This window comes from Lactiplantibacillus sp. DA1, from assembly GCF_032681335.1.
Lineage (GTDB): Bacteria > Bacillota > Bacilli > Lactobacillales > Lactobacillaceae > Lactiplantibacillus.
In genome coordinates this window covers 1-12,651 of the sequence record NZ_JAWHTQ010000001.1, presented here as the reverse complement: position 1 = coordinate 12,651, position 12,651 = coordinate 1, and the positions used below count along the sequence as shown (strand labels likewise).

The following is a 12,651-nucleotide window of genomic DNA, read 5'->3' as shown; positions in this document are numbered from 1 at the left end:
ATGAGTGGTAAACTCAATGATAATAATCACGCATCAAGGAGGTGACACCGATGGCAGAAACAGAAAAAGATCAAAGAATCCGTGAACTTGAAGCAGAAATTGCGACTCTCAAGGAACAGCTCGCTTACCTCACTCGAAAAATATATGCGAGTAAGTCCGAAACAGTAGATCCCAATCAAACGTCACTATTTGATGAGGAAGATCGTGTTTTTCCGGAACCAGAGCAAACTGGAGACCAAAGCAGTGCCACATCAAATCAAGTACAGCCAACGAAATCGAAGAAAAAGACGCGCCAAGAAAAAATAGATTCAAAAGTACCAGTACGCGTAACTATCATTGAACCAACTGATGGTAAATGTCCAGCAGGACATTCAGACATCACGCTGATTGGAAAAAGATATGTGCGAGAAGAATTACATTTCATTCCTGCACGTGCATATCTGGAGAAAATCTATGAACAAACTTATAAGTGTGAACAATGTGTTCGTGATACGGCGACGTCTGGTTTATTCAAGCCACTAGTGCCACCGGCCTTGTTCCCGCATAGTTTGGCTTCAGTCTCCTTAGTAGCGGAAATTATACACAATAAGTTTGTCTTAGGTGTGCCGCTATATCGGCAGTTATCTGAGATTAGCCGTTTAGGCTACCATACATCGGAAGCAACCTTAACTAATTGGGTTATCAAAGCCGCGCAAGAGCTATCACCACTCTACGCAGCACTTCATCAGCAATTGTGCTTGGTGCATCACCTGCAAGGTGATGAAACCCCGATTGAAGTTCTGAGAGAACCCGGAAAGACTGCGACATCAAAGTCTTATATGTGGGTGGCACGAACGCCAATCAAACAACCAAATCCGATTGTCTATTATGCTTATGGCGCCACACGTTCGGGCGCCTTTGCCCAATCCGTGTATGACGATTATCAGGGCGTTCTACAATGTGACGGCTATAGTGGGTACAATCTACTAGGTACGAGTGTGCACCGAATGGGCTGTTGGGCCCATGTTCGGCGTAAGTTCTATGACGCGACGCAATCGCATATCAAGGAAGCACAAGCACCACTTCGTTTGATTGACGAGATGTTCACTCTAGAACGGGAATGGCAGGCCTATTCACCACGCGTACGTCGTCGGCGACGTCGTAGTCGCTTGAGAGAAATTCTCAAGCGTTTTTAGCGCCTTGCGGATCGCACCGAGATATTACCACAGTCTCGGATCGGAAAGGCGATTACTTATGTTCAAAGTCAGCGGCCCTATCTCGACCGGATTATTAATGATGGCGTCATTGATTGGAGTAATAATGCTTCTGAGCGTAATATGAAGAGTCTGGTGATTGGGCGTAAAAACTGGTTGTTTAGTACCAGTACGCAAGGTGCCAAGTCAACCGCTATTTGGATGACGTTTATTGAAAGCGCCAAGGCCAATCATATCGATCCGCGACAATATTTGACGGCGCTTTTAAAAGCTTCAACAATCCTACCAGCATTTCCAAAACCGGAAGAGTTGGCGGCTTATTTGCCATGGAATTATCAAAATAAAGACCAACGGACAGACGTTAATAAGTCACAGACGACGTTCGCCGCCTAAACAAAAAGAGCGTGCTAGTACTTCTCAAAAATCGAGAAGCAACGGAACGCTCTTTTGGCGTTAAAGGTAACGCTTAAAATATAAAGCAATCCGGCCAGTTATTTACTGCTTGCCACTTAATCGGTTAGAAGCAATCCGGTCAGTTATTTACTTTTTACCAAGAAACGACCTTACCCCAGTAGAATGCCGGAATAAGGCCGTTTAGCGAAATATAAAATTATATTATTTCGTATGTCAACTTGATAAGGGCTAGTTCAAAAAAATTACCAACAACTGTTGACAGGGAAAACAAAAATGAAGCGAATACTCTTTTTGTATTAGGGGTAGCCTGCAGATGATAAGGATTAATTAATCATCAAAAACATTTCGCGTATAATCTCCGTGTATTAATTTTAACTGTATCCTGTGAACGTTTTGAATGATTTCCTGATAGGAATTGGGCGTAATTGTTGAAATTAAATTATTAATATCATCTATAGAATTAATCGTGTAACCTAGATGATTGGAGAGAACAAATTCCGCTTCAGCTGCCTTTGCCCAAATAATTACAGGGATTCCAGCAGCTAAGTAAAACGACAACTTATATGGGTTATTATACAATAGGTAGTTTCCAAATGAGCTGTTGTTAAGGTTAGAAATCTGCTCACTATCTCCATCCCAAATCAGGCCAAATCCGTTGTCAACAGCAGATAGAAGACTATCGGACGATAAACTTCCATTATACATTGCTGCGACTTTGTTTTGATGTTGGTCAAGTGGACCATATAGCTGGTAATGTACATTTTCAGAATTACGTAAACGAAATATGAATTTGGATTTGTTTAAATTGCCGGTGAAATAAACATTACAGGAGTAGAAGATATTTTTGTTAGAGACGTCCACTTTAGTAAGGTAATCGAATACTTTCAATTCCCTACATTTCGATTTGAGACCGTTTTTTTTAAGAAATTTAGTCATTTTAGAATTAGGTGAAATAATTAGGTTTACTTTGTTAAGTAAAAATATTTCATAGTGTAAGCCTTTTCCGAAGGGCTGCTGAAACCTTAGTGCATCGATATCGTGTATTAATACAACTGATTTTATATGCCTAGTGTGCAGAACATTTAGTAATTTAATATCGAAGAGGGCACCCATATATGTGGGGTATTGAATGACGAGTGTGTCTTCTCGTTTCAATTGGGCGACTATTTTTCTAACGGATAATAAGGAGCCAACCAATTTTTGCTTTTTTCCTATTAGTAAGGGTACATTAATTAATTTATAATTCATGCTGGTAAGGGTTTTGTTGATGTCACTTTTGGGTTTGCTCAATCCGTTATTAGACGTTTCTTCTCGAATAATATTCAAAACATACTTAGTCATATGGTATTAAAACTCCTCTTTTTTTACTGGTATTATTATAGCAGAGTAATTGACCTAGCAGACTAATATATTTTAGTTAATTCGTAATTATTTTTATGACGTGACTTTGATAACTGATTTTCAAATAATGACTCGGCCAGGTATCGTTATTTGAAACTGATGCTTTTTGTTCTGTATATTGGTAGAACCGACATTCGTCGTAAAACAGTTAAGTTTAACAGGAATTCCTTTAGGGCGAAATATTAGCTATATAGTATATTTTAAAATTGATGCGGGAGTGTAGTTGAAGGTTAAATCCATCAATTATAAACTGGTATTTCAATATTGCTTAACTTATTCCTGCAAATCTAAAGAAAAACCATGAATGTTTTAAAACAAATTATCGAAAATAAATAGATCAAGAATCGTCATGTGGAACGATTTTTAATGACAGTATTGAGCAAGATATATAATGGGAACTGTGGTAGAGCATTGTTAATGTAAGAGTATTGTATGCGATTCAGGAACTTTTAACAAAGCATTATCCAATGATTATCTGTAATAGGGATTTAAGGTACTTTGTAATGCGCTGTAATTGAGTTGAATACCAAAAAAGTGAGAGAATCTAGTATTAATTTCCAAATAACTCGAGTGATTGAGAAGTTATAAAGGCTTAATATATTTTTTCTTAAGAGTATGATAAAATATTATTCATATGTTATTTTTTATTTTAACTATAAACGGAGAGAGTAATGAAAATTGTTAAGAATTATTTATATAATGTCGGGTATAATATATTGATATTGTTAACACCACTGTTAACAGTTCCATACATCTCCCGTGTTTTAGGACCAACAGGAGTTGGAATAAATGCAACTACCAACTCTGTTATTACATATTTTTTGCTTGCAGGAACTGTTGGAATAACTATATATGGAAATAGGGAAATTGCATTTATTCGTGAAGATTTTGAAAAAAGGTCACAGGTTTTCTGGGAAATAGAGCTTTTGCAAATTACCACGATTGGTTTAGCATATTTGTCATTCTGTATTTTTTTGTTTTTTCAAAGCCAATTGAAAATGTATTTCTTTTATCAGTCATTCTTGATTATTGCGGGAGCATTTGATATTTCGTGGTTCTTTATGGGACTTGAAGATTTCAAAAAAACGGTTTTAAGAAACATGTTGGTAAAAATTCTTTCGCTATTTGCGATTTTTGCATTGGTTAAAACAAAGAATGATGTCGGAATATATATTCTAATATTGTCACTTTCCCAGCTACTCGGCAATGTTACGCTTTGGCCGTACCTTAATAAAATAGTAAGAGTTCCCAAAATTGCTACGTTGCATATTTTTAAACATTTGAAGCCCTCTTTATCACTATTTATTCCACAAGTGGCTATTACCATTTACCTTGCCGTAAATAAGACAATGTTGTGGCAATTAGATAATGTTACGGCTTCGGGATATTATGATTACTCTGACAAGTTGATCAAATTAGTACTGGCCATTGTAACGTCTACAGGAACAGTTATGTTACCCCACATTGCAAATTTATATGCCAGAAAAAAAATGAAACAAGTTAAAGAATATTTATATATTTCTTTCGATTTTGTATTATTTATTGCAATACCAATGTGTTTTGGTATCGCTGCACTTGCAACTTCATTAGCACCATGGTTTTTTGGATCTGAATTTACAATGGTAAATAAACTGCTGATGATAGAAGCTCCCGTCATTATTTTAATTGGATTGAGTAATGTAATTGGACAGCAGTATTTATTACCAACAAAACAAACAAGAACTTATACTGTTTCAGTAGTACTGGGTGCAGTAACTAATATTGTGATTAATATTCCATTAATATTGAAATATGGTGTATATGGAGCGATGATTGCTACTTTATTATCTGAATTAACTGTCACATCATACCAATTAATTAAAGTACGAACCGCGTTAAAGTTAAGTAAATTATTTGCCAATTTAGGTAAATATATGTTCGCTGCTGTTATCATGTTTATGCAGGTTTACGTTTTAAATATATGTATGAAAATATCTGCAATTAGTTTGTTTTTTCAAATCATAATAGGCTTACTTATTTACATTGGCATGATCTGCATTTTGCAACCAAGTATTTTGCAGAGAATTAAAAAGTTACGGCGATAAAAGTAAGATATCGAAAAGCACCTTGCTCTTACAAATATGATTTGATACATTCGAAAACAAATTGTTACATTACTGCTATGCCAGTGTATTTTGGACAAATCTATCTAGCAAGGTCAGTGTGAAGTGAACTAGATTTAGGCGCATTTGTTGAATAAAAATAGAACGCATTTAAATGTGTGGTTCTGAATAAAATGTGAATGACTCATAGGTTTCTTTTCAAACCACAAGTAAAAAAAATTCTTTTGAATGGCTAATATTTGTATGAAGTGTTGACACTTGATAAAGATTTAAAGTATTGTCTGTATAAAATATTAGGAGGATTAAAATGGACAAAATGAGCAGACGGTTAATTTATCGTTTTATTGCTATAAGCTTATTGGTCTGTGTTAATTATTTATTTATGTTTTATATAGTGGGGGCAGCCTATACTACTATTAATGTGAAAAATGAGGGGATGTCAGCCAACCCGAATGTAACTAATAATAACGCTTTGCAGAAAATTATTGATACGCATCGCCGTGAGCCAGTAATCATCTATGTACCAAAAGGTGATTATGCATTTAGTAAAGGTGTCATTGTACTTCATTCAAATATAACATTCAAGTTTGCATCAGGAGCGGTATTTACGATTAATAATGGTCAGCTCGTAAGTTTCTCATATCCAAGTGTGAAGGCCGGATATGACGGGGGGATTGGTAATATATCATGGGTAAATGCAACATTTCGAGGGACGGATGTTAATGGACAAAGTGGTTTTGTTCAAAGCATGAATCATGCACAGAATATCTCATTTGATAGATGTGTTTTTTACAATTCAGAATATTCAGATGGTCACGATTTAGATATCGATGGCAGCCATAATATTAGAATAACAAATTCTAGTTTTTTTGGGTTCAATGCCAATCCTTCCTCTGATTATAAAGAGGCTATTCAAATTGATTATTCCAATAAAAGGGCCATGTCGTATATTTTGCAGGATGACAAGTACGATAATTTACCTTCTTACGATATATATGTCAGTAACAACCGTTTCCTTCCAATCGTAAGACAAGGTAAAATCAAGTATTATGCTCCAAATCCAATTGGGCAACATATGATATATAATAATGGCAAAAATGGCATTATACACGACATTTACTTTGTAAACAATTTGGTCAGCGATCCCAAGCCAAGGCAACAGGCTCAAACAGGAATAGTTAACTTTGAAGGAGTATCAAATATTTTCATTTTTAATAACTATTTTAGAAATGAATATGTGGCAGGCCCTGCTACATACGTACGAATTCATAATCCTTTACCAAGGAATCAAATGTCAGGAGTGTATATCGAAAAAAATATTTTTTTTGATGTGAATCCTACAAAACAATATATATTAGTGCAGGCTTTTTGGAAAAACAACTATTTTAAAAATGTGTTTATTGAAAATAATGAAGTTGTGACAAACGATATGACAAAATTCATCACCAAAAATGATGAGATGGTTATCCAAAAAGAGAACCATGTGCTAGATATTCTCGCAAGATAACAACGTAGGGTTATTGGGTGCCAATTTGCAATTGGCCTCATAATAAGCTAGTTAGTTTTATTTATTATTAGATTACTTCAATATGGGGTAAAGATAATGTGGAGGATTATTTTGTGCGATTTTTTTTGTGTTTTACACTAGTTGTAATATTTACACTATTGGTAAGTGCTCTTTTTGAGCATGGACGTTTAGTCTTTTTCTCTAGGGAACATACCACTTTATTAAAAGGGTTTGCAATTTCAACAGTACTTTGGGGGCATATTGGTCTAGCGTACCATATATATAGTATCCAGTGGATTGCAGGAATTGGGGTTACACTTTTTTTAATTTCTTCAGGATATGGGTTGGAGGCGTCCTTTAACAAAAATGGTTTGACTAACTATTGGAAAAAGAGGGTTATTGCAGTCATTGTTCCGTATTGGATTATATATTTGATTGCAGTAGTGTTAATCAAATCTGATTACCATCTAAGAAATATAATGAATGTTTTATTATTTGTTAAAGCAAATTGGTATATTCCATATATCTTGATAATCTATGTTATTTATTGGTTCTTAAAAGTGATAGTACTCAAGTTCAAATTAAGCCAAGGCGTGTTTTATGGATTGTTATTTGCTTGCTTTTCGCTTTGGTTTGTAATAGTGTCATACTATTTTATCATTGAAAGTGCTCCTTCATTACTTGCACGTCAAATGCTTGCTTTTCCACTCGGCATTTTATTCTACGATCATTATGATAAAATACGTTTATTCTTTACAAGTCGTTCACTGATTATGACTATATTATTTTTGATCATCATGATTTTGGGGATTGGAATGAATGTTCTAATAAATAAGTTGGATTTTATTAGTTCATTGCCAAATCTGCTAAATAATATATTATCGTTGTTTACCATTTTACCTTTAGCAATTGTTGTGATCCGATTCTCTTGTGTTTTTTATCCGCTATTTAATAACGCTGGTTTTAAATTCATGGGCATCGTTTCTTATGAAATATATCTGATTCAATATTTTTCAAGGGATATTGTAAGTTCTAATTCTCTCTCTTTATATGCCTGTTTAATAGTCACACTTATTTTGGCCTGGGGATTTTACTGGTTTTATTCACATTTTAAGAAGATTTTGATGAAAAAGTTGTAAGATATACGAATAAGTGGATATTAATTGGGTCTTTTGAATTAGAGTGAATTACTATGACTTACAAGTTTAGATTATAGTAAGAATTAGTGTAGGTATTTATCTTCAACAGAGTGCCAATACAGGTATAAGGGTTTTGTCTCAATACATGTTAATGTAAACACTAAAATACATAGGCTGGGGCGCGTAATATGCCTGACTTAAATTGCATTTTGGGATAGTACATGGAAGCTGATTGGCTATGTTATTTACTCGCTACACTATTTTGTTATCAATACTTCAGTGTCCCAAATATATTTAAGATAGGAATCATGATTTACTGTTTAAAATAGCGAACTGAAACATTTATAAATTGATGAATCACAATTTAGGAGGAATTATCATTTGAAAAAAGTAATTACGTACGGTACGTTCGATTTATTGCATAAGGGGCATATTCGTTTACTAAAGCGTGCGAAGACATTTGGGGACTATCTGACAGTATGTGTATCGACCGATGAGTTTAATGCCTTGAAGGGTAAAAAAGCATATACCTCATTTGAGGATAGAAAGTATATCTTAGAATCAATTCGTTACGTTGACGAAGTAATTCCAGAAACTAGTTGGGATCAAAAAATTAGTGATGTTGTTGAGAATGATATCGATGTTTTTGTAATGGGAGATGATTGGCAAGGAAAATTCGATTTCTTGATGGACTATTGTCAAGTGGTATATTTGCCACGTACGGAAGGAATTTCTTCCACAAAGATTAAGCGAGATTTGGGTATGAACCACTAATATTTGAGAACACTTTCAAAGTATCGTGAATTGATGAAACACATAATTAGCATTCTAATTACTAATTTTAAATCGGCCTTAACTTAATAATAGTGGACAATAAAAAACTTATTTATGTTCTCATAATGCGGTTAAGAAGGGTGTTATAAATATGAACCATCTATTAGTAACAGGTGGCGCCGGATTCATTGGTGCCAGTTTTGCTAGATATGTTTATGAGTTGCATTCAAAGATACGGGTAGTCGTACTGGACAAAACAACTTACGCTGGCAATCGTGCAAACTTAACTGACATTCTTGGTAACCGGGTTGAATTAGTAGGTGGCGATATCTGCGATGCGCCTCTAGTGGACCGGCTGGTCTCTAATGCCGATGTAATCGTGCATTTTGTTGCAGAAATTCATAATGATAACGCGCTAATCAATCCATGGCCGTTTATTCAGACCAATATTGTCGGCACGTACACGCTAATACAAACAGCAACCAAATATCACAAGCGATTCCATCATGTGTCCACCGATGAATTCTACGGTGACTTGCCTTTGTCTGAATATGGTAATGGCACTGAAGATAAATTTAGGGTCTCTGTCAACCGGTGTTGATGAAGTTATATTTAGAATCCAATTCATTTACGAATTGGATTCTTTTTTTCGATTTTGATTTTGAATTCAATTTGAATTCGATAAATAAAGTTTTGCCAGTTCTTGTAACCATATGCGGTTCTTTTGATTTGCTTGATTTTGCGGTTCACACCTTCTACGGGACCATTTGATAATCGGCCAGTAGTCATATTTTTGATGAGTTGCTGGTTCTTGATAAAGCTTTTAATATTGGTCATTAGCTGAGGACTCACATTTTTGATATGACCTAGAGCTGCTTTGAAGGATCGATAATCACGCTTTTGAAAAGCCTTAACTAAGGCATGTGCGGCTTGATAGGTTTGTCGAAACTGTTGGTTTAGATTTAAACCGGTGACGACTAATTGCTCTTGTGTCATGCGATCTTTAAGATGCGCAAACCACTGGGTTTTGCGCTTTTCAAGGCTGTCATAATTTTTTAAATATAACCGACAATAATATTTAAGCACTCGGTATTCACGACTCTTAGGGTTAAAGCGTTTCATGAGTTGGACCCGAGTTTGATTCAAAGATCGTAAGGCCATTTGAACAAGATGAAAATTATCCGCGACCAGTTTGGCGTGTGGAAAGCGTGTTCGAATAGCGGGTTGATATTGAGAATTAAAGTCCATTACAACCCGAGTCACGCGGTCACGCTGACGTTTAGAATAATGATTGAGAAAGAAGTCCTTAATATCGGCATTCCTACGTCCTGGTAAAATTGTAATGATATCATGGGTTTGGGCATCCACCGCAATAAAACTCATTTGTTTACCAGTTGAACGAAACTCGTCGATACAAAGCATCGTTGGTAGTCCGTTAAAAGCTGGTTGGGTACCTTGTCCGAGTAACTTTATTCGGCGACTAATCGTATTGGTCGAGACATTGTATTGAGCCGCAATACTTGCCATCGTCTGGTCTTCAGTTAATGATAGATCAATGGCATGCAGACTGTTTTCAGATATTTGATGATGTTTTTTAACCAGCGTAGTCGTTGTTAAACTACTTTTACCACAATTTTTACAGATAAATCGTTGCTTCTTTAAGTTAAGGATGGTGACCCGTTCGCTAATTCTAGGAATTCTGATATGAACGGTCTTAAAGCCATTCTTAACCATGGGCCACAACGTGCGCAAACAGTAACCGGATATGTTAGCTTCGCAAGCACTTGTAAGCTTCCGTTAGTAGCTTCTTGAACAACTAAATCAGTAATGTTTGGGTCTTTAATTTGGAGCAGTACTTTAGTAGAATGGTCTTGGGACATATCTGACACTCGCTTTCAATTGGTTTTGGTCGACTTGATTGTAGCACAGGACGATATGTCCTTTTGTTGTACATAAAATAGTGTTGGTGGATTTTATTCATCGACATCAAATGTTATAGGATTTATGATGGATATGGCCTTTGTTATAATAGAAAAAATAATAGTAAAGAGGTGCTATAACTATGATACGACTGCTTGTTACTGGAGGCGTAGGCTTTATTGGAACCAACTTTGTCACATATGTGTTGCAACATCATTCAGAAGTAGAAGTTACTATTCTAGACAAGCTAACTTATGCTGGTAATCAAGCGAATATTGCTAGCCTGCTGGGAAATCGTGTTAAATTGGTCGTGGGAGATATTTGTGATGGCCCATTGGTTGCCAAATTGGTGTGTCAGACAGATATGATCGTGCATTTTGCTGCTGAGAGTCATAATGATAACTCTTTGAGCAATCCTTGGCCATTTATTCAGAACAATATTGTTGGAACTTATACATTGATCCAGGCAGCAACTAAGTATCATAAACGATTCCATCATATTTCAACGGATGAGGTTTATGGTGATCTACCTTTGCCGGGAAATGATGTAAAATTCACTACAACCAGTCCTTATCAACCCTCTAGTCCATATTCAGCGTCTAAAGCCAGTAGTGATATGTTGGTTAAAGCGTGGGTCCGTTCGTTTGGCTTGCAGGCGACAATTTCAAACTGTTCAAATAACTATGGTCCTTATCAGCATATTGAAAAATTCATTCCGCGTCAGATTACTAATATCTTAAGTGGGCGGCGTCCTAAGTTATATGGTAGTGGTAACAATGTCCGCGATTGGATTCATGTGAATGATCATGCTGCAGCTATTTGGGATATTTTAACTAAAGGTCGAATTGGCGAAACGTATTTAATTGGTGCCGATGGTGAAATGAGTAATAAGGCTGTTCTAGAGATGATTTTACAGTTAATGGGGAAGTCACCAGATGCCTATGATATTGTTAAGGATCGCCCTGGTCACGACTTACGATATGCGATTGATGCAACAAAATTACGTGATGACTTGGGATGGCAACCACGGTACACTGATTTTCAATCAGGGTTACAGGCTACCATTAATTGGTATTCAGATCATCAAGATTGGTGGCAAGCAGATAAAAACAAAGTCGAAGCGAGCTATGCTCGCAAAAGTCAATAAATAACGTGCTTGCGTTACGATATCGTGCAAAAAGACTGATTAAACTGTGGTAATAGTTTAACTAGTCTTTTGACTAGAGGGGTATGTTTGCATGAGAATCTAAACCTAATGAAAATCCAGCCATCTGCTTCAAAATGACATCCTGATTAAGCCCAATATATCGTTTCGTAATAGCTTCGCTGGAATGATTGAAAATCATCATTAAAGTCCCAATATCATGAGTTTGCTGATAATAATGGTAGCCAAAAGTTTTACGGAGTGTATGGGTACCGATATCGGTTCGGTGCATTTTACGAGCAATCGTTTGAAACAGTTTATAGACAGCGTTAACGCTTAGTGGCTGATGTTGTCGGTTAGTAAAAAGATATTCATTATCTGGTAAATCTTTAATATAGTGATCAATTTGTGGACGTAGGCGTGTGAGTAAAATCACACGCCGTTTTTTTGTCTTTTTCTCAATAACGTGGACCACGTCATGGTGGCGAATTTGTTCAACCTTTAAATTAAGAATATCACTCATTCGAAGGCCAGTATTCAGGCCAATCAAAATTAATAACGCGTTACGCTCGCCATGAGTACCATTACGGGCTTTATCAACAAAGTCAGTAATTTCTTCATCGGAGCGTAGCGGTTCAACATTGTAGTAAATTGTTATCACACTCTTTCGCGGAACGTACTAATTATAGTTATTAAGCGTCAATTATAGACTATATTAAATGTCAATCATAGACTATATTAATTGATAAATATAATAGAGCGTCTAGTACAAAGCAGCTATGCATAGGTAAACGGCATTATTTTAAAAAAAATAATGCCGTTTATACACAATCTGTAATCAAATATAACATCTCGTTAATATTTGTCAATGTAATATGCTGGTTTTATTGGTCAAAATAATTGTTTTTCATGTCTTTTATATAAGCTTACGTCAATTTTATGAAATTAACTTCAAACTACTGGTGTAATAGGAATCATTCTTTTTATTTTAGTGACGTTACATAAAATGTTATTTTAGTCTAGTTAATTTTGGAGAGTGAATGATGGATCAAGCAGT

At 35.7% G+C, this 12,651-nt stretch carries 7 protein-coding genes and 3 pseudogenes; 7 read left to right on the top strand and 3 right to left on the bottom strand.

Annotated elements, in window-relative coordinates; translation table 11 throughout:
• The first annotated feature begins 50 nt into the window (after positions 1–50).
• Positions 51–1,586, top strand: a pseudogene (gene tnpC, locus RXV91_RS00055) (IS66 family transposase).
• 348 nt (positions 1,587–1,934) lie between these two features.
• Here tnpC and RXV91_RS00045 read toward each other — a convergent pair.
• Positions 1,935–2,948 (bottom strand): glycosyltransferase, encoded by a 1,014-nt coding sequence (locus tag RXV91_RS00045; RefSeq protein WP_316438169.1) that lies wholly within the window; start codon positions 2,946–2,948, stop codon positions 1,935–1,937.
• A 731-nt stretch (positions 2,949–3,679) separates the two neighbouring features.
• Between RXV91_RS00045 and RXV91_RS00040 the strand changes: the two genes are divergently transcribed.
• From RXV91_RS00040 to RXV91_RS00020, 5 genes and pseudogenes are all read left to right on the top strand, one after another.
• Positions 3,680–5,092 carry a polysaccharide biosynthesis C-terminal domain-containing protein gene (locus RXV91_RS00040; RefSeq protein ID WP_316438168.1) on the top strand — a complete coding sequence of 471 codons (1,413 nt, stop codon included), beginning with the start codon at positions 3,680–3,682 and terminating at the stop codon, positions 5,090–5,092.
• A 325-nt stretch (positions 5,093–5,417) separates the two neighbouring features.
• Entirely contained in the window at positions 5,418–6,617 is a 1,200-nt protein-coding gene (locus tag RXV91_RS00035) for a glycosyl hydrolase family 28-related protein (protein WP_316438167.1), read from the top strand.
• 113 nt (positions 6,618–6,730) lie between these two features.
• Positions 6,731–7,756, top strand: coding sequence for an acyltransferase family protein (locus RXV91_RS00030; protein WP_316438166.1), 1,026 nt, complete (start codon positions 6,731–6,733; stop codon positions 7,754–7,756).
• A 381-nt stretch (positions 7,757–8,137) separates the two neighbouring features.
• Entirely contained in the window at positions 8,138–8,530 is a 393-nt protein-coding gene (gene tagD / locus RXV91_RS00025) for a glycerol-3-phosphate cytidylyltransferase (protein WP_316438165.1), read from the top strand.
• A gap of 151 nt (positions 8,531–8,681) precedes the next feature.
• Positions 8,682–9,107 (top strand): annotated as a pseudogene (locus RXV91_RS00020) (GDP-mannose 4,6-dehydratase); the annotation flags it as partial.
• A gap of 47 nt (positions 9,108–9,154) precedes the next feature.
• On the opposite strand, the pseudogene RXV91_RS00015 reads toward RXV91_RS00020, so the two are convergent.
• Positions 9,155–10,410, bottom strand: a pseudogene (locus tag RXV91_RS00015) (ISL3 family transposase).
• 182 nt (positions 10,411–10,592) lie between these two features.
• On the opposite strand from RXV91_RS00015, the gene rfbB reads away from it, so the two are divergent.
• Positions 10,593–11,597, top strand: coding sequence for a dTDP-glucose 4,6-dehydratase (rfbB, locus tag RXV91_RS00010; protein ID WP_316438163.1), 1,005 nt, complete (start codon positions 10,593–10,595; stop codon positions 11,595–11,597).
• 73 nt (positions 11,598–11,670) lie between these two features.
• Here rfbB and RXV91_RS00005 read toward each other — a convergent pair whose 3' ends face one another.
• Entirely contained in the window at positions 11,671–12,255 is a 585-nt protein-coding gene (locus RXV91_RS00005; protein ID WP_316438161.1) for a tyrosine-type recombinase/integrase, read from the bottom strand.
• Positions 12,256–12,651: the final 396 nt, after the last annotated feature.

Bases quoted from the DNA above. Each gene is read 5' to 3' on its own strand.
- rfbB (WP_316438163.1), top strand. From the start codon at position 10,593: ATGATACGACTGCTTGTTACTGGAGGCGTAGGCTTTATTGGAACCAAC.
- RXV91_RS00040 (WP_316438168.1), top strand. From the start codon at position 3,680: ATGAAAATTGTTAAGAATTATTTATATAATGTCGGGTATAATATATTG.
- RXV91_RS00045 (WP_316438169.1), bottom strand. From the start codon at position 2,948: ATGACTAAGTATGTTTTGAATATTATTCGAGAAGAAACGTCTAATAAC.
- RXV91_RS00035 (WP_316438167.1), top strand. From the start codon at position 5,418: ATGGACAAAATGAGCAGACGGTTAATTTATCGTTTTATTGCTATAAGC.